Source organism: Desulfurispirillum alkaliphilum, assembly GCF_055378285.1.
Genome location: NZ_AP042405.1, coordinates 75,665 through 101,843, shown reverse-complemented (window position 1 = coordinate 101,843; position 26,179 = coordinate 75,665). Strand labels below are relative to the sequence as shown.

Genomic DNA, 26,179 nt, shown 5'->3' with positions numbered 1-26,179 from the left:
CACGCGAGCCGCCAGCGGAGGCAGGCCATCCTATTTGACCGTAACCGCCCCGCAGGTGTGTTCCTGCAGCGCCGCCAGAAAATGCTCCAGCTCCTGCTGCTCCCCCTCAAGGCGCACTGCCACCCTCTGGCCATAGGAAAACTGCATTTGAATGCCCTGGGCCTCCCCCATGCGCCGCGTCAGGGACTCGTGGGCAAAATCCAGCTCAATGGTAGCAGACGCCAGAACCCTTACCCGCTCCAGCACCGCACCCTTCAGAGCATCGCTTACCGCCTGGGTGTACGCACGCACCAGCCCGCCAGCGCCCAGCTTGACCCCGCCGAAATAGCGCACCACCGTTGCCAGCACAGAGTCCAGCTCCTTGTGCTGCAGCACATTCAGCATGGGGCTGGCCGCCGTTCCCCCCGGCTCACCATCATCGGACATGCGCACCTGGCCACCAACCAGCAGGCAGTGGCACACATGGGCCGCCCCCGGATGCTGTTGCCGAAGCGCGGCCAGACGCTGCAGCCCGTCCTCCAGGCTCAGCACCGGCTCGACCCGACCCAGGAAACGGGAGTTCTTGATATTCAGCTCGCAGGTAACCGGCTGCTGCAGAGTGTGCAATGCAAAACTCCAGACAGGGGATTTTGTCAGAGGGTAGCATGTTCAGCGTTATAATGAAGTATTTTCAGGAGCAGCCTGTGCAGTGCGGAGAATAGGCTTGCATTCTCCGCATTTTTTGCGGAGAATATGGTCGATGATCTGTTGAAAAAGCCACAAATCAGGCAATGGATGCAATGCCGCTCATCTCCACCACATTACGGTGAACCATGTATATCTGGCAAAGGGAAGACTGGCCCACGTGGCACTACCATCTGGATACGCTGACAGAAACCCTTTCGCGGGTGCGCTACCAGCAGGGGATTCTGCTGGGGAAAATGGCGCATATCGGGTTTGACCTGCGGGAAAGCGCCTGGATGGAAACGCTTACCCAGGACGTAGTCCATACCAGCGAAATTGAAGGGGAAATCCTCAACCCTCAACAGGTTCGCTCCTCCGTTGCCAGGCGGCTGGGAATCGACCATGGAGGACTCGTCCCCTCCAGCCACCACGTGGATGGCGTGGTGGAAATGATGCTGGATGCCACCCAAAATTACCATCTGCCCCTGACAAATGAGCGACTTCACGCGTGGCATGGGGCTCTTTTCCCCACTGGCCGCAGCGGGCTTGTAACCATTCCGACAGGTGCCTGGCGCACCGATGAAAATGGCCCCATGCAGGTGGTTTCGGGATACTATGGGCGAGAGAGGGTTCATTACGAAGCGCCACCGGCTTCGGTGGTTCCCGGTGAAATGGAGCGATTCCTGGCGTGGCACGCCTCCCATGGTGACCAGGAACCCCTTATACGGGCGGCCATCGCCCACCTGTGGTTTGTGACCATCCACCCCTACGCCGATGGCAATGGCCGCATTGCCCGCGCCATAGGCGACATGGCCCTCGCCCACTGCGAAAACACACCTCAGCGCTTTTACAGCCTTTCCAGCCAGATACTCATTCAGCGCAAGGAGTACTATGACATCCTGGAAGCTACCCAGAAAGGCTCCATGGACATTACCCCCTGGATTCGCTGGTTTCTGGATTGCCTGGAAGCTGCCATCATCGCCGCAGAGCACACCCTGCAACATATCCTGCAGCGCCAGAAATTCTGGGCCAATAACGCCCACATCCCCCTCAATCAACGCCAGCAAGCCATGCTGCAGCGGCTGCTTGAACCCGGATTTGAAGGCAAACTCACCACCAGCAAGTGGGCAAAAATGGCAAAATGTTCTCAGGATACGGCGCATCGGGATATTCTTGATTTAATGGACAAGGGGCTATTGCGGAAGAGTGGTAGCGGAGGGCGGAGTACGAGCTACCTGTGCAGCTTTTAACTCGCCAAATGGGTTATAACTCAAGTTTCGCATCTTGTTGTCTTAGGTTAAGGTGTTATTATTCTGACATTTATCGCGCTGAAACTGTATTGATTTTGAATGCTTGACTTATCTTGTATTCCACTTTTTGTTTCCGGATATTGTCCTTTTTGACCGCGCAAAAAGGACGCAAAAACGCGCCCCCCGAACGCCCGTTTTTCCGGCTCGTTGCTCGCCTGTTCTGGAGATCCGGCAGACACTGCCTCCCTGCAGTGCTGCCGGACCACTCACTTCCTGTGAGTGTCCTGTTCAGGTCTTGCCAGCCAGGCGTCGCACTCACCGGACGGGCTCAGGGGGGAACGGCTTGCTTCTGTCTCTCCCCCGTGTGCTGGCCCAGCCAGGACGCGCTGACTGTCAGGCTGCTGAAAAGCCCTCATCTGCGGCGTTGCTCACCAGTGCTCGTCATTGCGACGTACAGGAAGTACGCCTCACTTCTCACCTTGCGTGCGCCTTGCACCTGAGAGCTTTTCAATTGCCTGCATAACGCTATGGACCCGCAGGGTTGACGCCACGAGGGCGGCAACCGCAAACCAAAAGCCACGGAGGGCGGTTGTTTGCGGTCCCCAGTTCCAGGCGAGCGGACGGCTGAAAAGGACAGCACTGGGGGTCGCTTCCCAGCCACTTTTGGCGACCCAAAAGTGGCAAAAGAAACTCATAAACAGGGTGAGGACAATGTCAAGCGACGCAGTCTGTGCAGAACCATTTCCTCCATTTCAGCATGGCATGTGGGTCGGCGCCGACAACCTGCCGTTTCGGGGGTGCGAAACTTCAGTTATAATATTTCAACCTGATTCCTGTATCATGATCCGTAAAGAGTTCCCTTTCAACAAAGGCAGGCAAAATATGACTCTGGATATTAAACTCAGCATCACCGATCAAATTGAGCTGGCCAAGGCGGAAGAGAAAATCAGCAAGCAAAAGGCCAGGCAACTGTTCGATTCGGGCGATATCAACAAGGTGGAAGTCGGCACCTTTGCCGGGTTGGCCTCTCTTCATGTCTATCTGTTTGGCGATATTTACCACTTTGCCGGGAAAATCCGCGAGGTGAACATCGCCAAAGGCGATTTCCGCTTTGTACCGCTGATGTACCTGGAGGCCGCGCTGAAAAACATTGACGCTATGCCACAGGGCACTTTTGACCAGATCATCGAGAAATACGTGGAGATGAACATTGCCCACCCTTTCCGCGAAGGTAATGGCCGCGCCACCCGCATCTGGCTAGACCTGATGCTGAAAAAAGCCATCCGGCAAGTGGTGGATTGGAACCGGGTCGATAAGGACGACTACCTCTGTGCCATGCAGCGCAGCCCGGTAAAAGATGTGGAAATCAAGGTTTTGCTGCAACAAGCGCTGACCGATCAGATTGATGACCGCACCCTGTTTATGAAGGGCATTGATGTGAGCTATTTCTATGAAGGCTATAGTGAATTCAGGACCGAGGAACTGTAGACGGCTGGGGAAAGGCCTTCATCTGCGGTGTTGCTCGCAAGCGTACACTACACGTCATTATACCGTGCGGAGAATAGAGTCGCTAATCTCCGCATGTTTTGCGGAGTATCTATGGGGAGTGGCAACGGGGGAGGAATACGAACTATTTGATTTTGTAGACAAATATGCCGGTACATTCGAAAGAAAAATCCCATCAAATTGCAGGTTTTACATTAGCTCAGAGTTCAAAGATTTTATTTCAGCAAGAAAAGAATCGATACCTTCCAGCCAATCCATTACAGGAGTGACTACACTAAACAAGTGAACAAGATTAATGTGGCTGATTCCGCTTAAATTTTTTTCACCACTTTTTGATGTCATAAATCTAAAGGCATCCGCACCCGGGTCAACGGAGGTTATTTGCTCCATAAGTATGTTAATTTGTTTAAACCAAGCTCTATCTTCGCGCGAAGTGTATTTTGTTAAATTTGGTTCGCATTGCCGCCAAAGTCTGCTTAAATTATGAGTAAATTCAGGCTCAGATTTACGTTCGCCTATAATATAAAGAGTTTTGAGTATTTGCTTTAATCGTAATTCAAAATGTTGCCTGATTAGAAACATTATCGGATATATCAGAGTATCAAGCTCACCGCAATTCTGCACTTGCTCGAATAACACTTCGGCAGCATATCTGTAGCCTTCAATATAGCCGTAGCTCATATCGTGCATGAAATTAAGGCATGCATTTAAGTCGTGTGGTTTACTTGGTTTAAAAATGTCAAAATCCTTTTCTGGCATTTTCAATGGTTCGAAAGTTGCCATCATGTCGCCCCCTCCCCATACACCCTTCTTAATTCATCCACATCCAATTTTTTCATGGCAAGGAATGCCTGGGTAATCTGATCCCGCTTTGCGGGGTTTTGCAGCATGACATCCAGCGCGCGGGGTACGATCTGCCATGACAGGCCGTAGCGGTCTTTGAGCCAGCCGCACTGTTCGGCTTCGGGTACGGCGGAGAGTTTTTCCCAGTGGGCGTCGATCTCCTGCTGGGTGTCGCAGTACACCAGAAGCGATATGGCTTCGTTGAAGGTAAAGGCGTGTTCGTGTGCGCTGTCCATGGCGCAGAACCACTGGTTCTCCAGCATGAAGTCGGTAAACATGATGGTGCCTGCCTGGTCGGGTTCCGCGCCTGCGGGGTGGCGGGCAACGATTCCCCGCCTGGTGTGGTGAAAGATGGAGAGGTAGAAGTCGCTGGCTTCTTCGGCTTTGCCGCACATATCGCCGGTAAAGAGCAGCATGGGAGTGATGAAGGGGCGCTCTTCGCCTTCCGGGTCGGTCAGCATCAGCTGCCAGGAGAGGCCGTATCTGTCCTGTATCCAGCCGTAGCGCTGACTGAAGGGGTACGAGCCGAGGGGCATGAGCGCGGTTCCCCCATCCGAGAGGGCGTTCCACAGGGTGTCCAGCTGCTGGCTCGCCTGGGGATTCTGCGATGGGTCGAAGTTCAGGAGGAAGGAGATGGACGGGTTGAAGCGGAAGTGGGGTCCGGCACTGATGGCGGCGAAGGCGTAGCCGGAAATCTCGAAGGAGACCGTTTCCACATCGCCCGATGGAGTGCCGTGCAAGGTGGTGGAACTGATGATGCTGGCATCGGGAAAGATGGAGCAGTAAAATTCCGCTGCCTCTTTGGCTTCCTTGTCGAACCACAGGTGGGGGACTATTTTCTGCTGGGTCGTGGTCATCACGGGCCTCCTTTGGGGGTTGTTGTCTGTCTCTTCAGCGATTGTTCAGCACTGGGCCACCTGCTGCGAAGTGTAGCGCATGGTGTATTCCGGGTGGCCGGTATGTTCATCCTTTTGCTCGCTGATCACCTGGAAGCCTTGGGCCAGATAGAATCGGCAGCTGGCTTCATTCTCCTTGTAGACGTTCAGTACCAGCTCTGTTCGCTGGCTTTTGGCGTGGGCCAATAGTGCTTTGCCGATTCCCTGGCCCTGCAGCTCCGGTTTCACAAAGATGGCGGCCAGGGTGTTGCCATGCAAGGCGTAGAATCCGACCACCTGGGAGTTTCGCTCATAGACGGCCACTTCCGAGGCGGGCAGGTAGGTGTGGCGCATGTTTTCCACCTGGGATTGCCAGAATGCAGGGTCAACGAAATTGTGGGCCTTGATGGAGGCCGCAAGCCAGATATCCAGTACGGCGTCCATGTCCTTGTGGATGCAGGTTCGTATCATTGCAATGCTCCGAAAAACAAGTTGCGAGTCAGATTTTCTCTCTCAATTCCATCAACCGGTGGCCGTTCGCCCTGGCTGTCTGGCGGAAGTCGTCGGTTATGCGTGAGTCCTCCGCTGCCTCCAGCCAGAACCCTATGGCGGCATGGCAGGCGGTCAGCCAGGTTTGCTGCTGGCGTGGCAGTGGCAGTGGGGGTTCAAACTGGCGCGGAGGCACTTCGCCGCCTGCCAGGGGTGCGTAGAGCATGGGGAGCATGTCGTAGCTTGGGGCCAGCTGCAGCGTTCCCTGTTGTGGGCGGAAGCTCAGGTTGCCCAGGTGCATGTCGCTGTTGGCAATCAGCTTGCCATACCACCACTGGAGGTGGATGGAATCCCTCTGTGCGTTGCTTATCAGCCCGGACCGGCACAGCTCGTCGGCCTGCTGTGTCCAGTCGGCGGGAGCTTTGCCAAGCAGGGCAGCATTGACAATTTCCAGGCTGATCAGGGGGCTGCGGCCAAACGGTCCATGGCGGTCGAAGCGTTCCACTTCAAGAAACGTCCGATTGTTATGGCGCAGGATGCGACTTGGGGCGGCGATCTGATCGGGTAATTCCTGGATATGCTGCAGGGCCAGATGCTCGCATACCAGCAGGTCGCGCCAGCGCGTAACGGCTGCCGAATTCTCGGCACCGGAAAACTTCACGATAACATGGGGAGTGGCGCTGCCCGTCAGTTCGCGCATGGCGGTGAATTTTGGGAATTCACCGGCGGCGCTGGAGCCAGCATCGCCAGAACTGAGGGCTAGCTCAGCCAGGCTGACGTACTGCTCTTCCAGCTCTGCTGGCTTGATGGGCGAAACCGGATTCAGCTTGCCCTGCTGCCAGCGTTCGCAGGCGGGATCACCCACGATGAGGTTGCCGCTGAGGTCACTGCCCTTTTGCATCAGCACATGCAAGAGCTGATCATCGGTCCACAGGAGTGGGTTGTCCGGTACTTCCAGAGCCTGGTGAACGGCGCGGGCAAAGCTGCGCCCCATGAATCCCTGGGGCTGGAGGTGATAGAGCGGATAGGGGAGGCCATCCCACCAGCCTTGGCGCTGTTCATCGTCCACTGGCCAGTGACTGCCCTCCATGGGCATCCAGCAACCGCCTGGATAAACAGGAATCAGCGTAGACAAAGGGCTTATCCGGCCCTGTTCGTCAATCTGATACACGGGGATATCGGTCAGGGTTCCCCGCAGGGGACGACGCAGGGCGTAGCGCGTACGCCTGGCCTTGCCGGTTATCAGGATGGATGATAGCCGTTCATTGAGGAGGCGATGGAGAGTGGCCAGGCTGATGTTCAGCGTGCTGGCAAGCTCAGCGGCGCTGATACCTGCCTCCCTGGACAGTACGTGATTCAGTCGCTCCCTTGCCTGTTGATTCCGGGTAGGCATGTTGACCTCGTTGAGAAGATTCTTGAGAAGATTTATGGTTCTTTACGTGTTTTATGTCAATGGTTTATTTGAAATTCAAATGTATTTATGATGCGATTTGTGAGGCGATATCTCTCGCCCGTTCGCTGCGCTCACCGGGGACGCCGGGAGCGCCAAGGAAATACAAGGGAATTGATTTGGCCAGCCATCGTCTCTGCGTTCTCTGCAGCTTGGCGAGAGGAAATTGCCTTTTATGCAGTCAAAAACCCTGAATGATTCGAGGCAGACAAACTCCGGGAAACTTGCCACAGAGGCCACTGAGAGCAGCTGTCTTTCTTCGTGAATTTCGTGTCTTCGTGTGAGGGATAATTTCCCTCTTTTGGAGGGGTGGCACGAACTGACGGGGTGGTTTGTGCCTTGAGAAACCTGTCCGGGATTACGCTGATTTTCGCAGATACAGCCAAATCCAGAAAGACCGTGCGGGACAGGTTGCACAGTACCATCATTCCCAACCCCCTCCTTTCACTGTTCGTGTTGACCTGGAGTATGCAGGAGCGTGTTATTTTGCAGTGCTGTTACTTTTTGTTGACATATTCATCATCTGTTACTAGTCTGGCAAATTTAAATACGTTAATAGCGGAGCCCCTTTGGAAAAGGAAAATTACCGCAGGCATGCATTAACCATGCATTGCTATGGGGCAACACTTTTCCCCGCTCTTCGTTATTGCCAGAGTACCCATGGAGTCACCTGTGCTCATTGTTGCCCACCCACCCCACCCCACCGCAATATTTATGTCAATATAACAACGTTTACACAGATATCTTTATCTGGCCCACCGCAATGGAGGTTTACCTTTGCCTGCGGTGGGTTGTATCGTTTTCAGAAACCAGTACAGGAGGAACAATGCTGAAAAGAGGAATACTTGTCACTGCGGTTACTCTCGCCATACTCATGGTTTTAGGGTGTGGTGGAAGTTCAGGGAATAATGGCGGCGGTGGTGACACCCAGCCGATTATTCACACCGTCACCTTCGTTGACCACGATGGCACTGAGCTGAAAAGCGAGCAGGTGGAACACGGCAGCGCTGCAGCTGCACCATCAGATCCAGAGCGCGATGGCTACACTTTTACCGGTTGGAGCCCGTCTGACTTCAGTGAAATCACCGCTGACACCACCATCACTGCCCAGTACGCCATCAACACCTGGACCGTCACCTTCGTTGACCACGATGAAACTGAGTTGAAAGTAGAGCAGGTGGAACACGGCAGCGCTGCAGCTGCACCATCAGATCCAGAGCGCGATGGCTACACCTTTACCGGTTGGAGCCCGTCTGACTTTAGTAGTATCACTTCTGATACGACCATCACTGCCCAGTACGCCATCAACACCTGGACCGTCACCTTCGTTGACCACGATGAAACTGAGTTGAAAGTAGAGCAGGTGGAACACGGTAGTGCTGCTGTACCACCAGCTGAACCTGCACGAAGCGGCCATATTTTTGTTGGTTGGGAGCCGTCGAGCCTGAGTGCAATTACCACCAATACGAATTTTATAGCCCTCTATGTCCTGGGGTACTCTGTAGGTATCGAACCAGCCGGCATTGCCGAAAACACCATCCTGCGCCTGCAGCTTAATGGTGAACATGATTTGGAGCTGGATTCCACCGCAACCGGGAACTTTGTGACCTTTGATCAGCTTCTGCTGGATGGCGATGCCTACCAGGTAACTATTGCTGCCCATCCCGTCAATCAGCTCTGCCAGTTAAGTGGCCATTCCGATGGCACCATCGATGGCCAGAACATTACCGACATTACTGTGCAGTGCACCACCACTCGCCTGAATGACACCGGCATTGATTGGTGGGTCGATGGCAGCACCAACATTCTGGAAGCGCCGCCGACTGACTATCCTGGCCAGGATGCCGACTATGGCCGTGATGCTGCCGCCCGCACTGGAGCCCTCACCAAAGTTGGTGCCGGAGCCGCCGGATTCGATTACACCAAGATGTCCAACAGCGGCCACGAGCTTCCCGCCGATGCGGTGCTTGGCAGCGGTCCTGATGACTGGGCCTGCACCCGCGACAACGTCACCGGCCTGATCTGGGAGGTCAAGGTCAACGATAGTAGCCACCTGCGCCACATGGATCACACTTATACCTGGTATAATACGGACAGCGCTACCAATGGTGGCAATGCCGGAATCGAAGGCGGCAGCGGCTGCAACGGCACCATCGCTGCGTGCAACACCCAGTCCTTTGCCCAGGCTGTCAACGCGCAGGGCCTGTGCGGCTACGATGAATGGCGCTTGCCCAGCCTGGCTGAACTGCGCTCCATCATCCATTATGGCCGCTTCAATCCCGCCATTGATGTGGAGCACTTTCCCAACACGCCTTCAAACTCTTTCTGGTCGTTCTCGCCCAGTGCCGAATATGCCGATTACGCGTGGTATGTGTTCTTCGGCAGTGGCTACGTCTACTACTACGGTAAGAACAATGACTACCGGGTGCGTTTGGTCCGCGCGGGACAGTGATTTGTTTTCTGGGGGATGGGGTTAGAGAATGGGGGATGGGGGGTGGAGAATGGGAGTGAGGAGCGATTAGTCAGTAGCCAGTAGTCAGTAGAGTGTAGCGAGTAGCGAGTGGCCAGTGCGGAGTTGGGATGCGGGGCCTGTTGGCTTGACCCTGTCTTTCTTCGTGAATTTCGTGCCTTCGTGTGAGGGATATTTTCCCTCTTTTGGAGGGGTGGCACGAACTGACGGGGTGGTTTGTGCCTTGAGAAACCTATCCGCTGATTACGCTGATTTACGCAGATACAGCCAAATCCAGAAAGACCGTGCGGGACAGGCTGTGAGACATCGCCTTTCTTATCAGGTGTTCCTGCCATGCCTACAGCTGATCGACTCTGTGCTTCTGCTGCATCTTCGCCAGCATTTCGAAAATCGGTGGTGCGATGTCCGCTGGGAAATCAGAGGGAAGCTGTCTTTCTACCTCACTGATTGCACCGTCAATTCTGGCCAGGGTTTCTGCCATAATCTCGGCCATGGTTTCCTCGCTGAATTGGCAGTGACGGGCAGTGTTCAGCCAGTGGCGCAGCTGAATCCTGTTCCATTCATAGTGGCGTGAGCGGCCTCTGACGGCCATAGCCATCTTCACTTTTTGCTCTGGGAGTTGGCGGCTTGCCATCAGAGGGTAGGCGGAAATGACGTCATACAGTGGCGTCAGGCGGTAGGTGCCACCTGGTCGCAAAAAGAGGCTGAAGTTCTTGGCATGCCCATCTATGGCTCCCAAAAGCCAAAAAACAAAGAGCGCTTTCATGAAGGTGCTGCGATCTTCCTTGCTGTTGGCAGAACCGGTGAGAAGATGCATGATCGGCTCTATGCCAGGGCCGCCGTGACTTTCATATTTCAATGCCGCCGACACACCAAGCGCCTGGCACATGTCTTCCTGGGGAAGGCGTATGATCCAGTTTTTCCCATCCTGAGACCATCGGCGATCAAAGCGCTCTACCACCAATACGCTGGTTCCACCAAAATCATTCATCTGCATATTGGCTACAGGCAAACCGAAGGCTTTCAGCAGCAAATGGCACAGCCATTCATTTTCCACACTTTTGGAGAGGTCGATCCCGTGATGCTCAAGCTTTCCGATTGGCAGCTTAATGATGTGGGTGGTGGGTGTGGCCCCATAAGGCCGGTGCCAGCGTCCCTGATACCACAACAGGGCGGTCTTTTCCTGGGCACCGGCAATGGATATCCGGAAATCCCCGTCACTGCTCATTCCCAGTGGTTGGCTCTGATAGTTTTGCAGCAAAGAGCGAATGTCTTCATCGGCAATGGGTACAGCTTCGATTTTCCGTACATCCGGGGGAAGCGCGTCTTCCGGCAAAAGCTGGACAGCTCCTATGCAATCCCGGCCAATATGCCACAACAGTTCGAAGCAATCGTTGCGACCAAGGCCAAACTGCACCTGAATGCGGGTGCGGATGGGCAGTCTGTCTGGCAGCAGGTTGTCGAAATAGTGCTCTACTGCTGCGCCGGAGTGCCTTCTGTTTACGGCAGGCAGGGAAAGAGAAATGGAGCGATTCTGTGTGCGTTGGCACCATTGCTCGTCATACAGCATTTCCAGCTTTCCCGATGAGAGTCGGTGCAAGGAACCTACCCGCTCCCCGTTCATAAAGATGGCCATGGTTGCCGTGAGCTTGCGCCGTCCCATTACCACTCTTCCTTTGTGGGCTCCACAGCGTTTCGTGACTGCAGGTTCAGGTAAAGATCGAGAGCAGCCAGCAGGCTATAAAGGGTTTCGATGCGCATGCCGCGAGTATTGTTCTCCGCATTGGAAACAGTGGTTTGCTTGACGCCTGCCAGTTTGGCAAGCTCCGCCTGGGTAAGCCCTTTGGCTTTGCGCAGGGCCTGAAGCGTTTTGCCCAGGTATTCGGGCGTTGGGGCAAAATACGGTGACATAACTCCTCCTATCCCGCTTGAGGGATAAATACAATCTATCCTTAATAGGGGATAAATGTCAAGTATCCCCTTTAGGGGGTACGCAGCACACAACCTGACAATCTGTCGTGTTAGGTTTGTGACATGTCAGCTTTGCGCTTTTGCGTTATCTATTTTTGCATAAGAGTTTGCAGTGTTGGCATCGCCTTTGCTTTAGAGGGCTGCAGGTGACTTTCCCCGATGCAAAGCCACCGCAACAAATACCCAGTAAAGAGGAGGCTGTTATGGCTCGCTTACGACAAATCGCATTTTACGGTAAAGGTGGCATTGGCAAATCTACGACTTCTCAGAACACCATCGCGGCCATGGCGGAGATGGGGCAGAAGGTAATGATTGTTGGCTGTGACCCTAAGGCCGACTCCACCCGTCTGATTCTGCATGCCAAGGCTCAGTCAACCGTTATGGAAATGGCTGCGGAGGCTGGCTCGGTTGAGGATCTGGAACTGGATGATGTGCTCAAGACGGGCTATCTTGGCATCCGCTGTGTTGAGGCGGGTGGTCCTGAGCCTGGTGTTGGCTGTGCTGGTCGCGGTGTTATCACGGCCATCAACTTCCTGGAAGAGGAAGGCGCCTACGAAGAGGACCTGGATTTCGTTTCCTACGACGTTCTGGGTGACGTAGTGTGTGGTGGTTTCGCCATGCCCATCCGCGAAGGCAAAGCTCAGGAAATCTACATTGTCGCTTCCGGCGAGATGATGGCCATGTACGCGGCCAACAACATCTCCCGCGGTATTCTGAAGTACGCCAACTCCGGCGGGGTTCGCCTGGCGGGTCTGATCTGTAACGAGCGCAAGACTGACCGCGAAGCTGAGTTGCTGAGTGCTCTCGCCCAGCGTCTGTCCACGACGATGATTCACTTCGTACCCCGCGACAACGTGGTCCAGCACGCGGAACTGCGCCGCATGACCGTTGTGGAATACGATCCTGCCTGCAAGCAGGCCGACGAGTACCGTACCCTGGCCAAAAAGATTGTTGACAACACGAACTTCGTCATCCCCACTCCCGTCAGCATGGAAGAGCTGGAAGAGCTGCTGATGGAATTCGGCATCATGCAACCTGACGATGTGCAAGTTGTGGGAAAAGCGAAAACAGCTACTGCCTGAGGAGGACGAAATGTCAGTTGTAGATAAAGAACAATCCCAGGCGCTGATCGAGGAGATTCTGCAGGAATATCCGGAAAAGGCCCTGAAAAGTCGCAAGAAGCATATGACGGTGGTGGAGCCGGGCGCAGATGAAAAGTGCGGCGTCAGCTCCAACCGTAAGAGTATTCCCGGTGTCATGACCATTCGCGGCTGCGCCTACGCTGGCTCCAAGGGCGTGGTGTGGGGGCCGGTGAAGGACATGCTGACCATCAGTCACGGCCCGGTGGGTTGTGGTCAGTACTCCTGGGCCACCCGCCGCAACTACTATACCGGCATCACGGGCGTTGACTCCTTCGGTGCCATGCAGATCACCTCGGATTTCCAGGAGCGCGATATCGTCTTCGGCGGTGACAAGAAGCTGGAGAAGCTCGTGGATGAGCTGGAAGAGATGTTCCCCCTCAGCCGTGGCATCAGCATTCAGTCCGAGTGCCCCATTGGCCTGATCGGTGATGACATTGAGGCGGTCTCTCGCAAAAAGGCTGAGGAAATCGGCAAGCCCGTTGTTCCCGTACGCTGCGAAGGTTTCCGTGGCGTGAGTCAGTCCCTTGGCCACCACATTGCCAACGATGCTCTGCGCGACTGGATCTACGAAAAAGATGTTCCCGCCAGTGTGCAGGAGGCCGGACCCTACGATGTGGCCCTGATGGCGGATTACAACATCGGTGGTGATGCCTGGAGCTCTCGCCGCATTCTGGAGGAGATGGGCCTGAACGTGATCTCCCAGAGCACCGGCGACAGCACGGTGGCGGAACTGGCCAACACGGCCAAGGCCAAGCTGGTGCTGCTGCACTGCTACCGCTCCATGAACTACATCGCCCGTTATCTGGAAGAGAAGCACAGTGTGCCCTGGACCGAGTTCAACTTCTTCGGTCCCACCCAGATTTTCAAGAGCATGCGCAAGATCGCGTCCTACTTTGACGAGAGCATCCAGAAGCGCACCGAAGAGCTGATCGAAAACAAGTACAAGCCCCTGCTGCAGAGCGTGGTGGACAAGTACAAGTCCCGCCTGGAAGGCAAAAAAGTGATGCTCTATGTGGGTGGCCTGCGCCCCCGCCACACCATCCCCTGCTTCAAGGATCTGGGAGTGGAAGTGATGCTGACTGGCTATGAATTCGGCCATGGCGACGACTACCAGCGCACCATGGAGTATCTGGATGACACGACCATCGTGGTGGACGACATGAGTGAGTTCGAGATGGAAAAATTCCTCTCCAAACTCAAGCCCGACCTCTTCGGCTCCGGGGTCAAGGAAAAATACCAGTGCCAGAAGGCCGGAGTTCCCTTCCGCCAGATGCACTCCTGGGATTATTCCGGCCCCTACCATGGCATCGAGGGCTTTGCCATCTTCGCCCGCGACATGGACATGGCCATCAATGGGCAGGTGTGGAAGCATATCAAGGCACCCTGGAAGAGCTGATTCTGCCAGATGAGTGCCGCAGTTTCACCATGACAACGAACCCCCTGAAAGGATAACACCATGAGCCCCCAGAAATCCGCCTGCATGGACCATGTGGACCTGTTCCAGAGCGAGCAGTACCAGGACATGTTCGCCCGCAAGAAGGCCTATGAAAACGCTCATTCGCCTGAAGAAGTGAACCGGGTACTGGAATACACCAAGACCAAGGAATACCAGGAAAAGAACTTCGCCCGCGAAGCCCTCGCCATCAACCCCCTCAAGGCCTGCCAGCCGCTGGGTGCGCTCTACGCCGGGATCGGCTTTGCCAATACCCTGCCCTATGTGCACGGATCCCAGGGCTGTGCCGCTTACTTCCGCTCCCACTTCTCCCGTCACTTCAAGGAGCCCTTTCCAGCGGTATCCGACTCCATGACGGAAGACGCGGCGGTATTTGGCGGTCACAACAACATGTACCAGGGCCTGAAAAACGCCTATGCCCTCTACAAGCCGGAGATGGTCGCCCTGTGCACCACCTGCATGGCCGAAGTCATTGGTGACGACCTCAGCTCTTTCACCAAAAACGCCAAAGACCAGGGCGACATTCCCCAGGAGCTGCCCGTACCTGCTGCCCACACGCCATCCTTTGTGGGTTCCCACATCACTGGCTACGACGCCATGATGCTGGCCATTCTCTCCTCCATGGGTGAGAAGCGTGAGACCAAGAGCGAAGCCATCAACGTGATCCTGGGCTTTGACACCTACCTGGGCAATTACAGCGAAATCAAGCGCATCTTCAAGCTCTTCGGAGCCGAGTGCGTGATCCTCAGCGATCCCACCGAAGTGCTGGATTCTCCCACCGATGGCGAGTACCACATGTACCGCGGCGGCACCAGCATAGAGGACCTGAAAAACGCTCCCAATGCCCGTGGTACCCTTATTCTGCAGAAGTACGCCCTGCCAAAAACCACCCAGCTCATCAAGGGTGAGTGGGAGCAGGAAGTGCGGGTGGTCAACCCCATCGGCATCAAGGGCTCCGACGAACTGATCATGGCCATTGCCGAACTGACCGGCAAAGAAATACCCGAAGAGCTGAGCCTGGAGCGTGGGCGCTTCATCGACGCCATTGCCGACTCCTACTACTGGATCTTTGGCAAAACCTTCGCCATCAATGCCGACCCCGACCTGGCCTATGGCCTGACTCGCTTCGTGCTGGAGCTGGGCGGCGAAGCCAAGCACGTGCTCGTCACCAACTCGGTCAAGAAGTGGGAGAAGGACAGCGAAGCCCTCTTCAAAGAGTTCCCCCAGGGCGAAGCCTGTACCATCTACCCGAAAAAGGACATGTGGCACCTGCGCTCCCTGATGTTCACCGAGCCCGTGGATTACCTCATCGGCAGCTCCTACGGCAAGTTCCTGTGGCGCGACACCAAAACCCCATTAATACGAGTTGGTTTCCCCCTGTTTGACCGGCACCACCTCCACCGATACAGTATTCTTGGTTATCAGGGGGGAATCAACCTTCTCACCTGGATCGTCAACACCATCCTGGACGAAACGGACCGGGCCACCATCGATACCCCCAGTTTCGACCTGGTACGCTGACCCCGACCCCTGCTTTCCAACGCACAAAGCCCGCACCCCCAAAGGCGCGGGCTTTGTTGCAACAGGAAAGGATAGCACGCAAAGAAAGGCAACATCTCACACAAAGGCCTCCAAGACACAAAGAGCTGCCACGGAGAGAAAATTTCTCTCAGGGCGTGGGTACTGAAGATTTTTTTGCCACAGACAAAGGCAGGACAGGAACACCAGACGAAAGGCAGAGCCTCACACGAAGCCACGAAGTACACGAAGGAAAACAGCTGCTCTCTGCGGTCTCTGTGGCAAGTTTCTGGAGTTTGTCTGCCTTGAATCATTCAGGGTTTTTGAATGCATGAAAGGCAATTTCCTCTTGCCCAGCCGCAGAGAACGCAGAGATGATGGGTAGCTAAATCCATTCTTTTGTATTTCCTTGGCGCTCTTAGCGTCTTAAGTGAGCGCAGCGAACGGGCGAGAGATATTGTCTTTTCTCTGACTGCCTTTTTCGTCGGCTGTTTCGTCAAGCGAAGCGGGTGGCAGGAATTCTTCGGCTGCCGAAAGTAATTTCCAACACACGTAAAGTAACCGGTAAAGGAATGTGACATGAAAATTATCCTCAGCAAATCCAACGACACCTACTCCGTCTACGTTCCCAAAAAGGATCTGGAAGAAAGCGTGGTGGATATCGCCCCCGAAGGTGGTTTCGGTGGAACCTTCACCCTGGCCAACGGCTGGCAGCTCTATATCGAGCCCATGGACGAAGAGCCACGGCTGCCCAAGACGCTGGATGCAAAAAAACTGTAACTCACAGCAAAAAAGCCCCCGCAGAAGATATCTGCGGGGGCTTTGACGTTTCAGCAGCCTGCAAAGGACTAGTTCTTGTCCTTGTCGATGATCTTATTCTTCTGAATCCAGGGCATCATGGAACGCAGACGGGTTCCGGTCTCCTCGATCTGGGAATCAGCCAGAATGCGACGCTCGGCGTGCATGCGGGGGTAGCCAGCCTGACGCTCCAGGATGAAGTCCTTGGCAAAGCGACCTTCCTGAATGTCCTTGAGGACTTCCTTCATGGCTTTTTTGGTTTCGTCGGTGATGATGCGTCTGCCGGTAACCATGTCGCCGTACTCAGCGGTGTTGGAAACGGAGTAGCGCATATCGGCGATGCCACCCTGATAGAGCAGGTCGACGATGAGCTTCAGCTCGTGCAGACACTCGAAGTAGGCCATCTCTTCGGGGTAACCGGCTTCCACCAGCGTCTCGAAACCAGCCTGAACCAGGGCCACTGTGCCGCCGCACAGAACCGCCTGCTCGCCGAAGAGGTCTGTTTCTGTTTCGTCTTTGAAGGTGGTTTCAATAATACCACTGCGGCCACCGCCAACAGCGCTGGCGTAGGAAAGGGAAAGCTCCTTGGCCTTGCCGGTGGCATCGCGGTCGATGGCGATCAGGCAGGGCACGCCGCCGCCAGCAGCAAATTCGCTGCGCACGGTGTGGCCGGGGCCTTTGGGGGCGATCATGATCACGTCCACGCCTTCAGGGGCGTCGATCTGGCCGAAGTGCACGTTGAAGCCGTGGGCAAAAGCCAGGGCAGAGCCGGGCTTGAGGTTCGGGGCGATTTCATTGGCGAAGACACCAGCCTGCAGCTCGTCGGGGATAAGCACCATCACCAGGTCAGCCTTCTTGGTGGCATCGGCAACCAGCGCCACTTCAAAACCCTTGGCTTCGGCTTTCTTCCAGGAGGGGCCCTTGCGGCCCAGGCCGATGGTTACGCTGACACCGGAGTCGCGCAGGTTTTCCGCGTGAGCGTGGCCCTGGGAGCCAAAACCTATGATGGCTACCTGCTTGCCCTTGATGATATTCAGGTCACAGTCTTTGTCGTAGTACACCGTCATTGCCATAATCTATTCCTCCGTTACTTAAATGGTTCACCTGCGCGCCGGAAAAAAGCCTGCTCCCAGCGGCCAATCAAAGAGTTATACGGATTCGGGGCTGAAAATACAAGGGGGAAAATCGTGTGCGGGGTTTCGGGCTGATGGTGTCCGTTCCATGTAAAAAACCCTGCAAGGGGCTTGCAGGGTTGCTATGCGTTATATCTGGTGCCCAGGGCCGGAATCGAACCGGCACGAACATAAAGTTCCCAAGATTTTAAGTCTTGTGCGTCTACCAGTTTCGCCACCCGGGCAGGTGCATGGAGTATTACGTGGGTGTGAAACGGAAAAAGAGTGGAGGCGGCACCCAGATTCGAACTGGGGGTAAAGGATTTGCAGTCCTCTGCCTTACCACTTGGCCATGCCGCCAAAATAAAAATGGAGCGGGAAACGGGACTCGAACCCGCGACCCCGACCTTGGCAAGGTCGTGCTCTACCAGCTGAGCTATTCCCGCTCGAACGGATGGTGTTATACCAGAATTAAAACAGGTGTCAACACTATTTTTCCCGCGGTGCCAAATCCGGTGCAGGTTTTCAGCGATAACGATCCATAAAGCGTTTCAGCGTCTTCAGGTCCGCCTGATACTGCATGCTGTCGGAGGCGCTCTCCAGGGAGTCAATGCGATAGTGGGCGCCGATGTTCTTGCGCCGGCGCAGGGCCCCATTCATGATGGCTGCGCCGAGCATTGCATAGGGGGTGTCCATGGCGGCGATGGTTCGCATGCCCTCTTCCAGCAGTTCACGGGAGCGGATGATGCCTGCTTTCTTCCACATGGTCTTCTGCAGGTCTGCGGGGATGCTGCCAAAGGTGTCGCTGATGGGGCTGTGGTCTTCCTGGAAATCCCGGAGGGGGTTTTGGAGGCTGTAGCTGTCCTCAAGGGCGCTGATGGCGGCGCGCTGACCGAAGACGAGCCCTTCGAGGATGGAGTTGGAGGCCAGGCGGTTGGCGCCGTGAACGCCAGCGCAGGCAACTTCGCCTGCGGCGTAGAGGCCGGAAACGTGGGTGCGGGCGGTGATGTCGGTCAGCACCCCTCCCATGGCGTAGTGGGCGGCAGGGGAGACGGGGACGGGCTCGCGGGAGATGTCCACGCCATACTGCAGGCAGGTTTCGTATATGGTGGGAAAGCGTTTCTGGACAAATTCCTCACCCAGGTGGCTCACCTGGAGGGAGACTTTCTGCCCGGTCTTTTCCATTTCGAAATGGATGGAGCGGCTTACCACATCGCGGGGTGCCAGCTCCAGCATGGGGTTGTAGCGTTCCATGAAGCGTTCTCCCGCGTGGTTGAGCAGGATGCCACCTTCGCCACGCATGGATTCCGAGAGCAGGAAGGGTGGGCAGCCGTCGATATTGAGGGCGGTGGGGTGGAACTGCACGAACTCCATATCGGCCACATGGGCACCGGCCTGCAGGGCCAGGATGATGCCGTCGCCCGCTGCCACGTCAGGATTGGTGGTCAGTCCGTAAATTCTGCCCAGTCCACCTGTGGCCAGGATGACGCCCTTGGCCGTGGCCTGATAGCCTTTGCCATCCTTGATGAATCGCACCCCGTAGACGTGATTGTCGTGGTGCAGCAGCTCCATGGCACGGGCGTTTTCCCAGAGGGTTATTTCATCCATGGCGGCCGCGCGGGCGGTCATGGCGCGCTGGATTTCATGGCCGGTGGCGTCACCGTTGGCATGGATGATGCGGTTCAGGCTGTGGGCCGCCTCGCGGGTCAGCAGCAGGCCCCCGGTGGCTTCGTCGCGATCAAAGCAGGCGCCCCAGTCGATGAGTTTCTGGATGAGGCCAGGTCCGGAGCGTACCAGGTACTCAACGGCTGAGCGGTTGTTGAGGTGGGCTCCTGCGTTGAGGGTGTCCTCCAGGTGAAGTTTGAAACTGTCGCTGGGGTCCAGCACTACGGCGACGCCACCCTGGGCGTAGTTGGTATTTGTCTCTTTGTGGAATGATTTATTGAGAACCAGTACCCGGCAGCCTTCCTCGGCCAGGGTCAGGGCCGCAGTCAGGCCGGCGCCACCGCCGCCAAGGACGATAAAATCGAAAGGTTCCATGGTGTTGTGCCTCTTTCCCCGCAGGAAATGGGTAGAATTGAAAACGGGGCATTATAGGGCAAGTTGTGCTACGCCTCAAGCACAAGCGCAGTTTTTGATGCTGCGCCCAGGGGAAATGGATGCGCAGGCGCGGGGCAGCGTCACCAGGGGTGCGTTTGCGCAGCTGGTTACAGGTTCGCCATGATTGCCAGGAAACCGTGGATCATTGCCAGCGCCATGATAACGAAGCCAACCTGGCGGTGAAGTCCGAAGGGAACCTTGATGCGGCGCGTTCCACTGAGCAGTTGAAAGGCCAGCAGCGCCAAGATGAGAATTCCCAGCAGCAGAATAATGGAAATACCGGCTATGGTCATGCAGATCTCCTCAGGAAGAGTCGTTCAGGAGTCGGTAACGGTGATGGTGTGAAAGGCTTTGCCGTCGCTGCCGTGGAGGTTGCAGTTGCCTTCTGCCACGAGCTGTACGGTCTGCTGCACTTCCAGGGTTGTTTCCAGGGTGAAGTTTTCACTGGGAGGCCGGTTGAAGGCCGAGAATTCCCAGCGGGCTATTTCCTGGTCATCGGCTTTCAGGAGCACCCAGTTGGTGAAGTGGGTAAAGTTGTTGCCCCGGTGGGTGACGTGCAGCGTGATGGTGATGGCAGAGCCCCGGAGGGCACGGTCGGGGGCGCTCAGGCTGACGGAGGTGCGGTTGGCCAGCGCCAGGGCAGGGGGGTGGGCAATGGTGGCCAGGGCAGTGGCCGCCAGGGTTTTCATGAAATCGCGACGTCTGAGGTTCATGGATGTTTCCTCCAGTGGTTCAGGGGGAACGGCAGGATTGCGACGACGTATTTCAGGAAAGAATATCAGAATTCTCGCTCCGATGCACGGACAGCGTGCGGAAAACTCCGGGAACTGCCAGCAGGGGCAACGCGTAAAATCCTTTTGAAAAATATTGTCCATGCTGCTAATCTGCCCATTTGCCATTCATTTCTCCGAACGGAAGAGACTGTGAAAACCATATCCTGTGAAATTCATCTGCCCCATATCCGTCATAATTTCCGCCTGCTGCAGCAGCGGGCTGGACATACCCGAATTGTCGGAGTGGTCAAAGCCGACGCCTATGGCCACGGCGATGTTCCCGTGGCACTGTGCCTGCAAAGCGAGGGCTGTACCCATTTCGCGGTGGCGAGGGTCCACGAGGGCATAAAGCTGCGCAAGGCGGGTATCCATGGGGATATCCTGATCATGAGCGGCTCATTCCCCAACGAGTTTGCGGCCCTGCGCGAGTTCAATCTGACCACGGTGGTGTACTGTGAAGAGAACATTGAAGAGATGGTGCGCGAGGGCATCAGCGTTCCCGTGCACATCAAAATAGATACCGGCATGAATCGCCTGGGCTTTCGTCCCGATCGGCTGCCCTGGGTCTATCGCACCCTGACCGAGGCGGGTTTTGCCGTGCGCGGCATCATGACCCACATGGCCTGTGCCGATGAACCGGGTTCCCCCACCATCGGCGCCCAGGAGAATCTCTTCTACCGCAGTCTGGAACCATATTTTCAGGAGGGAATGCTGGGACACCTTTCCAACAGCGCGGGGATTTTCACCCTGGATAATCTCGGTTCCCTGGCTCGTCCGGGCATTATGCTCTACGGGGGAAACCCCTTTGCCGACAAGACGGTTGACTTGCGGCCAGCCATGACCTTCAAAACGAAGATCCTCCAGGTGAAGCGGGTTTTCCCCGGTGAGGGCATCTCCTACGGCCACAGTTTTGTCGCCGACCGGGAAATGCTTGTGGCGACAGTGGCTGCCGGGTATGCTGATGGCTATTCCCGCCTGCTCAGCAACAAGGCCCGCGTCCTGGTAAATGGACAGTATGCCCCCCAGGTGGGGCGGGTGTGCATGGATATGAGTATGGTGGATGTGACCCACATTCAGCCCGCCCGCGGGGATGAGGTGGTGCTCTTCGGTGAACAGCGTGGGCAGTGCATATACGCCTCCGAGCTGGCCGAACTCATGGGAACCATCGACTATGAGGTTTTCTGCGGGATTTCTCCGAGGGTGAAGCGGATTTATACGGGAGCCTAGGTCATGACGCGTATTCTCAACTCCCTGGGACAGGGAATGTACCATGCTATGCAGGTTTCGGGGATGATCTTCTTCACCTTCCTGCATTCGGCACTGTGGCTCTTCCGCCCTCCCCTGCGTCTGCGCGTTATCTTCAAACAGTTTGAATCCATCGGTGTCAACTCCATTTTCGTGGTGCTGCTGACGGGAACCTTTACCGGCATGGTTCTGGCCCTGCAGCTCTATATCGGCTTCAGTCAGTTTCACGCTGAATATCTGGTGGGAGCGGTCTCCGCCCTGGCGATTTTCCGTGAGCTGGGGCCAGTGCTGACGGCCCTGATGGTGACGGCCCGCGCGGGCAGTGCCATGGCGGCAGAGCTTGGCACCATGAAGGTGACGGAACAGATCGATGCCCTGCGCACGATGGCGGTGGATCCGCACCAGTATCTGGCCACACCCCGTATTCTGGCGAGCTTTGTCATGCTGCCGGTGCTGACCATGGTGGCCAACGCCGTCGCTATCGGCGGCTGCTACTTCGTGGGGGTAAAACTGCTGGGGATCAACCCGGTGGTCTTTGTGGATCAGATCATTATCTTTGTGGATATGGGCGACATCGTCAACGGCCTGATCAAGTCGGCGGCCTTTGGCCTGGTCATGGGCTCTGTGTGCTGTGGTATCGGCATGAACGCCAGCAAGGGCGCTGCCGGGGTGGGCCAGGCCACCACCACTTCTGTGGTGCTGACTTCCACGCTGATTCTGGCCGTGGACTATATTCTGACGGCGCTGATGTTCTGACGGGATGCTGAAAAAGTCTCGCGCCCGCAAAGCGCTGTGCTATACTGGGTCAACAGGAGAAAGACAGGAGTTGCAGCTCAGGTGATACGTATCCGCGATCTCCATAAAAGTTTTGGCAAGAACCATGTTCTGCGTGGCCTGAATCTTGACATCGAAAAGGGCAGGATCACGGTCATCATCGGCGGTTCCGGTTCCGGCAAGTCGGTGCTGCTGAAACACCTGATCAAGCTCATGGAACCCGACAGCGGCACCATTGAGTTTGACGGTCAGGTACTTGGTCGCATGAACAGCCGTGAGTTGCTGAACTTCCGGCGGCAGTTCGGCATGCTCTTTCAGGAGTCGGCCCTCTTTGACTCCATGACCGTGGAGGAGAACATCGCCTTTCCCATGCGCGAGCACACCCGCTGGAGCAAGGCGGAAATCCGCGCCCGTGTGCGGGAGAAACTGGACATGGTCGGCCTGGGGGAGGTTGAGGATCGCCTGCCTTCCGAGCTTTCGGGAGGGATGCGCAAACGGGTGGGCCTGGCCCGCGCCATTGCCATTGATCCCCAGTACATCCTCTACGATGAGCCCACGACGGGCCTTGACCCCATTATGACCCGTTCTATCAATCGCCTGATTCTGGATACCAATGCCAAACTGGGGACGACGTCCATTGTCATCTCCCATGATATCAAGGGCGCTCTGAAAATGGCTGACCGGATCATCATGCTTCACTATGGCGATATCCTGGCCGCAGGAACTCCCCAGGAGATTCTGGAATCTGACAACGAGACGATACAGTCCTTCATTGCCTATGATGTCAAGGGAGAGCTATGAATATTACTGCCGAAGCCAAGGTGGGGCTGCTGGTCATCGTGGCCTTTGCCCTGCTGACATACGCCAGCGTACAGCTTGGAGATCTGCGCCTTGACGGCGACAACTACTACGCCGTTGAGTTTGCCTTTGAGGATGTGGCAGGCCTGAATCGCGGAGCCCGGGTCAAGATGTCGGGGGTCTCCATCGGTTCCGTGGACAGCATCCTGCTGGAAAATGGAAAGGTGATCGTCAGCGCTTCCGTGGAGCGAAAGTATCCGGTGGCCGAGAACGCGCCAGCCCGTATTCTCACCGAGGGGGTTCTGGGGGAAAAGTACCTGAGTATTGACCATGTGCCCGGTGCCAGAGCCTTTCTGGGCGATGGGCAGCGCAGCCAGCACTTCAACAGTCGCGAGGGCACCGAGGATCTCATGGCCACCCTGGGCAAGGTGGCGGCTGATGTCTCGCAGATCACCGAAAACCTGCGAACCTCCATCGGCAGTCCTCAGACCAATGAAAACATCAACGAGATGATCTTCTACCTGCGTGAGCTGAGCTTCAACCTGAGCCAGATTGTGGCGGCCAATCAGGAGAACCTGAACCGCACCCTGGACAATGTGGCCCATATCTCCGAAACCCTGCGGGAGATCACCACCCGCAACGAGCACAATATCAACGCGCTGATCGAGAACATGGAAGTGCTGACCCGCAGCCTGCGTCAGCAGACACCTGAAGTGATGAGCAGTGCCCGCAGTGCCTTTGACAGTGCCGATGGGGCCTTTGGCGAACTGCACGGTATCCTGGCGGAAAATCGCGCCGATATCCGCACCACCACTCACAATTTCGGGCAGCTCAGCGGCGACCTGAGCACCACGTCGCGCCACCTCAGTGAAATTACGGAAAAGATCAACTCTGGCGATGGAACCCTTGGAAAGCTGGTGAATACCGATGAGCTCCACGAAAGCCTGCTGGCAGCCAGCCGTGGCATAGAGGAGTTGACGGGGATGATCGGCGGCCTGCGTACTGATATCACCGTGCGTTCGGAGTTCCTGACCGAGCAGTCGGAAAATCGCGGCATCTTCAACGTGCGGTTGACCCCCGAGGGCACGAACCGCTTCTACGATATCGGCCTGGTGGCTACGCCCTTCGGGCGCGATTCCCGCACCATCAAACGCACGGTCGTGACCGACAATACCACGGGAACCGTGACCAGCGATACCACCACGCTGGAGGACAAGAACGACTACTCCTTCGAGTTCAATGCGATGTTCGGCTTTGTGCCCCGGGAGAACCTGGAGTTCCGCCTGGGCCTGATGGAGACTACTTTTGGCGCTGGTGTTTCCTATGTGCCCCCCTGGTTTGATCGTCGCCTGCGGGTTTCGGCTGAAGCGTTTGACTTTTCGCCCCGCCAGGACGACATGGAGACACACCTGAAGTTTTACGGCGATCTCTACCTGTCAGAGAACTTCTTCTTCACTGCCGGCTATGATGATCCCCTGAACGACCACCGCAAGAGTCCTTTTGTGGGCGTCGCCTTTACCTTCACCGACGAGTACATCAAGTATCTGCTGGGTGGCATGTCACTGCCCTGAGCAGGCTTCTGAAAAAAACCATCTGCTGCGTTGCCGGGCATCGCTCGTCACTGCGACGTACAGGGAGTACGCTGCATTCCCCGCTTCGCGAGCGCCTTGCATCTGAACATTTTCAATTGCCTGCGGGTTTTGAGGTATTTCCGTAAGCTCTCAGGGGTGTTTTTGTTGGCGGCTAATTCTGGGCATTTACCCGCACCCCGTCGGCTACCTGGTCGCCAGGGTGCGTGATAACCAGCTCGCCGGCAGCCAGACCGGAGAGTATCTGCGTGCTCAGGCCGCTGCGACGGCCGATATCCACTGCGCGCAGTCGCGCCCGCCTGTTTTCCACCGTAAAGACCTTCCAGCCATCGGCCTGACGAAAGAGGGCGCTGGTGGGAATCTGAAGGACTTCCTCCTCTTCCCACAACACAAAGCGCGCTTCAATGCGGAAGCCATCTCCAAGATTCTGCCACTGGAGGCGGGGTGAGATGATTTCCACCTGCACCGGCACGCGCTGTTCGTCTACTCCCAGGGCTGAAACGCGCTTGAATCCCGCCGGTTCAACACGGCGCACCCGCCCCTCCAGGTCTTCGCCGCCTCCCCAGCGCTCCAGGAGAACCCGCATACCCTTCGCAATGCGCACCGCATCCATGGAGAGTACATCCACCTGAACTTCCAGCTGGTCCAGGTTGCCGATTTCCAGCACCGGCTCACCGGCCTGAATCACTCCTTCGCAGCAGCGGTCGCGGCGCAGCACAACGCCACTGACCGGCGCCTGGATGCTCAGAAGGGTATCTTCTGCGCTGACCCGGGTGCCTTCGGTGACCTCCAGCACGGCGCGGGCATTCTCCATTTCATAACGGGCCACCTCAACGGCGGCGGCTGCTGCCTGTTCAGCAGCGCGGCTGCGCTGCCGGTCGCTGAGGGCTTTCTCCAGAACATTATCGGCGATGATGTCGCGCTGGAATAGCTGCTGCTGCCGCAGGTACTCACTTTCGGCAAAACGGGCTTCCACATCACGGCTGTGGTGTTCGGCCCGGGCCATTTCCAGGCGGGCACGGGCGGCCAGAAGGTTTTCGCGGGCCTGATCGCGGGTGCGCACATCCAGCGCCGGTGCCGGGGCGGGCTCAATGGTGAACACGGCGTCACCGGCGGTGACCTGGTCGCCCGGTTCCAGCTCTAAGCGGCGCAGCAGGCCGCTGATGGGCGCGGAAATGGTATAGGTGTCGCGCAGACGGGTATAGCCCTCATCTTCCACATATTCCGCAAAATAGCCGTGGCGGGCGGCACTGGTCGAGACTGAAACCGGCGAAGGCATGAGGGCCAGGAAGAGCAGCCCACCGAGGGCCAGGAGAAAGATGGCAGTGGTTATTTTCTTTTTTCGACTCATGGTGGTTTC

23 protein-coding genes and 3 tRNA genes are annotated in these 26,179 nt (G+C 56.3%); 11 read left to right on the top strand and 15 right to left on the bottom strand.

What is annotated here, in order from left to right:
* Positions 1 to 30 precede the first annotated feature (30 nt).
* Positions 31 to 606 (bottom strand): IMPACT family protein, encoded by a 576-nt coding sequence (locus ACZ46I_RS00480; protein ID WP_464281086.1) that lies wholly within the window; start codon positions 604 to 606, stop codon positions 31 to 33.
* A 206-nt stretch (positions 607 to 812) separates the two neighbouring features.
* On the opposite strand from ACZ46I_RS00480, the gene ACZ46I_RS00475 reads away from it, so the two are divergent.
* Complete coding sequence (locus tag ACZ46I_RS00475; RefSeq protein WP_464281085.1) at positions 813 to 1,913, top strand: Fic family protein; 1,101 nt, start codon at positions 813 to 815, stop codon at positions 1,911 to 1,913.
* Between the two features lie 882 nt (positions 1,914 to 2,795).
* Positions 2,796 to 3,401 carry a protein adenylyltransferase Fic gene (gene fic / locus ACZ46I_RS00470; RefSeq protein WP_464281084.1) on the top strand — a complete coding sequence of 202 codons (606 nt, stop codon included), beginning with the start codon at positions 2,796 to 2,798 and terminating at the stop codon, positions 3,399 to 3,401.
* 207 nt (positions 3,402 to 3,608) lie between these two features.
* On the opposite strand, the gene ACZ46I_RS00465 is transcribed toward fic, so the two are convergent.
* The 4 genes from ACZ46I_RS00465 to yjjJ are packed head-to-tail and all read right to left on the bottom strand — an operon-like array spanning position 3,609 to position 7,019.
* Positions 3,609 to 4,205, bottom strand: a complete 597-nt coding sequence (locus ACZ46I_RS00465) for a hypothetical protein (RefSeq protein WP_464281083.1) — start codon at positions 4,203 to 4,205, stop codon at positions 3,609 to 3,611.
* The gene (locus tag ACZ46I_RS00460; protein WP_464281082.1) at positions 4,202 to 5,119 is read right to left on the bottom strand and encodes a VOC family protein; all 918 of its coding nucleotides are present in this window, start codon (positions 5,117 to 5,119) and stop codon (positions 4,202 to 4,204) included. Before ACZ46I_RS00460 ends, ACZ46I_RS00465 begins: the two co-directional genes overlap by 4 nt.
* Positions 5,120 to 5,164: 45 nt before the next feature.
* Positions 5,165 to 5,608: an N-acetyltransferase gene (locus ACZ46I_RS00455; RefSeq protein WP_464281081.1), complete on the bottom strand. Its 444-nt coding sequence runs from the start codon at positions 5,606 to 5,608 to the stop codon at positions 5,165 to 5,167.
* A gap of 28 nt (positions 5,609 to 5,636) precedes the next feature.
* Positions 5,637 to 7,019, bottom strand: coding sequence for a type II toxin-antitoxin system HipA family toxin YjjJ (yjjJ, locus tag ACZ46I_RS00450; protein WP_464281080.1), 1,383 nt, complete (start codon positions 7,017 to 7,019; stop codon positions 5,637 to 5,639).
* Positions 7,020 to 7,902: 883 nt separating this feature from the next.
* On the opposite strand from yjjJ, the gene ACZ46I_RS00445 reads away from it, so the two are divergent.
* The gene (locus ACZ46I_RS00445) at positions 7,903 to 9,528 is read left to right on the top strand and encodes an Lcl domain-containing protein (RefSeq protein WP_464281079.1); all 1,626 of its coding nucleotides are present in this window, start codon (positions 7,903 to 7,905) and stop codon (positions 9,526 to 9,528) included.
* A gap of 355 nt (positions 9,529 to 9,883) precedes the next feature.
* On the opposite strand, the gene ACZ46I_RS00440 is transcribed toward ACZ46I_RS00445, so the two are convergent.
* Positions 9,884 to 11,209: a type II toxin-antitoxin system HipA family toxin gene (locus ACZ46I_RS00440; protein ID WP_464281078.1), complete on the bottom strand. Its 1,326-nt coding sequence runs from the start codon at positions 11,207 to 11,209 to the stop codon at positions 9,884 to 9,886.
* On the bottom strand, positions 11,209 to 11,457 hold the full coding sequence (locus tag ACZ46I_RS00435) for a helix-turn-helix domain-containing protein (protein WP_464281077.1): 249 nt from the start codon (positions 11,455 to 11,457) through the stop codon (positions 11,209 to 11,211). Before ACZ46I_RS00435 ends, ACZ46I_RS00440 begins: the two co-directional genes overlap by 1 nt.
* Before the next feature lie 263 nt (positions 11,458 to 11,720).
* Here ACZ46I_RS00435 and nifH point away from each other — a divergent pair, with 263 nt between their 5' ends.
* From nifH to nifT, 4 genes are all read left to right on the top strand, one after another.
* Positions 11,721 to 12,599, top strand: coding sequence for a nitrogenase iron protein (gene nifH, locus ACZ46I_RS00430; protein ID WP_464281076.1), 879 nt, complete (start codon positions 11,721 to 11,723; stop codon positions 12,597 to 12,599).
* Positions 12,600 to 12,609: 10 nt separating this feature from the next.
* Positions 12,610 to 14,055, top strand: a complete 1,446-nt coding sequence (nifD, locus tag ACZ46I_RS00425) for a nitrogenase molybdenum-iron protein alpha chain (protein WP_013505324.1) — start codon at positions 12,610 to 12,612, stop codon at positions 14,053 to 14,055.
* Positions 14,056 to 14,115: 60 nt separating this feature from the next.
* Positions 14,116 to 15,633, top strand: a complete 1,518-nt coding sequence (gene nifK / locus ACZ46I_RS00420) for a nitrogenase molybdenum-iron protein subunit beta (RefSeq protein WP_464281075.1) — start codon at positions 14,116 to 14,118, stop codon at positions 15,631 to 15,633.
* A 576-nt stretch (positions 15,634 to 16,209) separates the two neighbouring features.
* Positions 16,210 to 16,410 (top strand): putative nitrogen fixation protein NifT, encoded by a 201-nt coding sequence (gene nifT / locus ACZ46I_RS00415; RefSeq protein ID WP_013505326.1) that lies wholly within the window; start codon positions 16,210 to 16,212, stop codon positions 16,408 to 16,410.
* 68 nt (positions 16,411 to 16,478) lie between these two features.
* On the opposite strand, the gene ilvC is transcribed toward nifT, so the two are convergent.
* The 7 genes from ilvC to ACZ46I_RS00380 all read right to left on the bottom strand — a co-directional run bounded on the left by ilvC (position 16,479) and on the right by ACZ46I_RS00380 (position 20,353).
* The gene (ilvC, locus tag ACZ46I_RS00410) at positions 16,479 to 17,501 is read right to left on the bottom strand and encodes a ketol-acid reductoisomerase (protein WP_013505327.1); all 1,023 of its coding nucleotides are present in this window, start codon (positions 17,499 to 17,501) and stop codon (positions 16,479 to 16,481) included.
* A gap of 196 nt (positions 17,502 to 17,697) precedes the next feature.
* Positions 17,698 to 17,785: transfer RNA gene (locus ACZ46I_RS00405), tRNA-Leu, on the bottom strand.
* Positions 17,786 to 17,826: 41 nt separating this feature from the next.
* Positions 17,827 to 17,900, bottom strand: a tRNA-Cys gene (locus ACZ46I_RS00400).
* A gap of 10 nt (positions 17,901 to 17,910) precedes the next feature.
* A tRNA-Gly gene (locus tag ACZ46I_RS00395) sits at positions 17,911 to 17,986 on the bottom strand.
* A 79-nt stretch (positions 17,987 to 18,065) separates the two neighbouring features.
* Positions 18,066 to 19,580, bottom strand: coding sequence for an L-aspartate oxidase (nadB, locus tag ACZ46I_RS00390; protein ID WP_464281074.1), 1,515 nt, complete (start codon positions 19,578 to 19,580; stop codon positions 18,066 to 18,068).
* Between the two features lie 167 nt (positions 19,581 to 19,747).
* Positions 19,748 to 19,933 carry a hypothetical protein gene (locus tag ACZ46I_RS00385; RefSeq protein WP_013505329.1) on the bottom strand — a complete coding sequence of 62 codons (186 nt, stop codon included), beginning with the start codon at positions 19,931 to 19,933 and terminating at the stop codon, positions 19,748 to 19,750.
* Between the two features lie 24 nt (positions 19,934 to 19,957).
* Entirely contained in the window at positions 19,958 to 20,353 is a 396-nt protein-coding gene (locus ACZ46I_RS00380) for a desulfoferrodoxin family protein (protein ID WP_464281073.1), read from the bottom strand.
* Positions 20,354 to 20,563: 210 nt separating this feature from the next.
* On the opposite strand from ACZ46I_RS00380, the gene alr reads away from it, so the two are divergent.
* The 4 genes from alr to ACZ46I_RS00360 all read left to right on the top strand — a co-directional run bounded on the left by alr (position 20,564) and on the right by ACZ46I_RS00360 (position 24,801).
* Entirely contained in the window at positions 20,564 to 21,640 is a 1,077-nt protein-coding gene (alr, locus tag ACZ46I_RS00375) for an alanine racemase (RefSeq protein WP_464281072.1), read from the top strand.
* A 3-nt stretch (positions 21,641 to 21,643) separates the two neighbouring features.
* Positions 21,644 to 22,414 carry an MlaE family ABC transporter permease gene (locus ACZ46I_RS00370; RefSeq protein ID WP_464281071.1) on the top strand — a complete coding sequence of 257 codons (771 nt, stop codon included), beginning with the start codon at positions 21,644 to 21,646 and terminating at the stop codon, positions 22,412 to 22,414.
* Positions 22,415 to 22,495: 81 nt separating this feature from the next.
* Positions 22,496 to 23,233 carry an ABC transporter ATP-binding protein gene (locus ACZ46I_RS00365; protein ID WP_013505333.1) on the top strand — a complete coding sequence of 246 codons (738 nt, stop codon included), beginning with the start codon at positions 22,496 to 22,498 and terminating at the stop codon, positions 23,231 to 23,233.
* The gene (locus ACZ46I_RS00360) at positions 23,230 to 24,801 is read left to right on the top strand and encodes an MlaD family protein (protein ID WP_464281070.1); all 1,572 of its coding nucleotides are present in this window, start codon (positions 23,230 to 23,232) and stop codon (positions 24,799 to 24,801) included. Before ACZ46I_RS00365 ends, ACZ46I_RS00360 begins: the two co-directional genes overlap by 4 nt.
* A gap of 172 nt (positions 24,802 to 24,973) precedes the next feature.
* Here the strand turns inward: ACZ46I_RS00360 and ACZ46I_RS00355 are convergent, their stop codons facing one another.
* Positions 24,974 to 26,170 carry an efflux RND transporter periplasmic adaptor subunit gene (locus ACZ46I_RS00355; RefSeq protein ID WP_464281069.1) on the bottom strand — a complete coding sequence of 399 codons (1,197 nt, stop codon included), beginning with the start codon at positions 26,168 to 26,170 and terminating at the stop codon, positions 24,974 to 24,976.
* Between the last annotated feature and the right edge of the window lie 9 nt (positions 26,171 to 26,179).

What these genes read in the sequence shown, in the direction of transcription:
- ACZ46I_RS00460 (WP_464281082.1), bottom strand. Translation starts at nt 5,119, where the DNA reads ATGACCACGACCCAGCAGAAAATAGTCCCCCACCTGTGGTTCGACAAG.
- fic (WP_464281084.1), top strand. Translation starts at nt 2,796, where the DNA reads ATGACTCTGGATATTAAACTCAGCATCACCGATCAAATTGAGCTGGCC.
- ACZ46I_RS00355 (WP_464281069.1), bottom strand. Translation starts at nt 26,170, where the DNA reads ATGAGTCGAAAAAAGAAAATAACCACTGCCATCTTTCTCCTGGCCCTC.
- ACZ46I_RS00440 (WP_464281078.1), bottom strand. Translation starts at nt 11,209, where the DNA reads ATGGGACGGCGCAAGCTCACGGCAACCATGGCCATCTTTATGAACGGG.
- nadB (WP_464281074.1), bottom strand. Translation starts at nt 19,580, where the DNA reads ATGGAACCTTTCGATTTTATCGTCCTTGGCGGCGGTGGCGCCGGCCTG.
- ACZ46I_RS00445 (WP_464281079.1), top strand. Translation starts at nt 7,903, where the DNA reads ATGCTGAAAAGAGGAATACTTGTCACTGCGGTTACTCTCGCCATACTC.
- nifH (WP_464281076.1), top strand. Translation starts at nt 11,721, where the DNA reads ATGGCTCGCTTACGACAAATCGCATTTTACGGTAAAGGTGGCATTGGC.
- yjjJ (WP_464281080.1), bottom strand. Translation starts at nt 7,019, where the DNA reads ATGCCTACCCGGAATCAACAGGCAAGGGAGCGACTGAATCACGTACTG.
- ACZ46I_RS00465 (WP_464281083.1), bottom strand. Translation starts at nt 4,205, where the DNA reads ATGATGGCAACTTTCGAACCATTGAAAATGCCAGAAAAGGATTTTGAC.
- ACZ46I_RS00475 (WP_464281085.1), top strand. Translation starts at nt 813, where the DNA reads ATGTATATCTGGCAAAGGGAAGACTGGCCCACGTGGCACTACCATCTG.
- ACZ46I_RS00455 (WP_464281081.1), bottom strand. Translation starts at nt 5,608, where the DNA reads ATGATACGAACCTGCATCCACAAGGACATGGACGCCGTACTGGATATC.
- ACZ46I_RS00360 (WP_464281070.1), top strand. Translation starts at nt 23,230, where the DNA reads ATGAATATTACTGCCGAAGCCAAGGTGGGGCTGCTGGTCATCGTGGCC.
- nifT (WP_013505326.1), top strand. Translation starts at nt 16,210, where the DNA reads ATGAAAATTATCCTCAGCAAATCCAACGACACCTACTCCGTCTACGTT.
- ACZ46I_RS00370 (WP_464281071.1), top strand. Translation starts at nt 21,644, where the DNA reads ATGACGCGTATTCTCAACTCCCTGGGACAGGGAATGTACCATGCTATG.
- nifD (WP_013505324.1), top strand. Translation starts at nt 12,610, where the DNA reads ATGTCAGTTGTAGATAAAGAACAATCCCAGGCGCTGATCGAGGAGATT.
- ACZ46I_RS00380 (WP_464281073.1), bottom strand. Translation starts at nt 20,353, where the DNA reads ATGAACCTCAGACGTCGCGATTTCATGAAAACCCTGGCGGCCACTGCC.
- ACZ46I_RS00435 (WP_464281077.1), bottom strand. Translation starts at nt 11,457, where the DNA reads ATGTCACCGTATTTTGCCCCAACGCCCGAATACCTGGGCAAAACGCTT.
- nifK (WP_464281075.1), top strand. Translation starts at nt 14,116, where the DNA reads ATGAGCCCCCAGAAATCCGCCTGCATGGACCATGTGGACCTGTTCCAG.
- ilvC (WP_013505327.1), bottom strand. Translation starts at nt 17,501, where the DNA reads ATGGCAATGACGGTGTACTACGACAAAGACTGTGACCTGAATATCATC.
- ACZ46I_RS00385 (WP_013505329.1), bottom strand. Translation starts at nt 19,933, where the DNA reads ATGACCATAGCCGGTATTTCCATTATTCTGCTGCTGGGAATTCTCATC.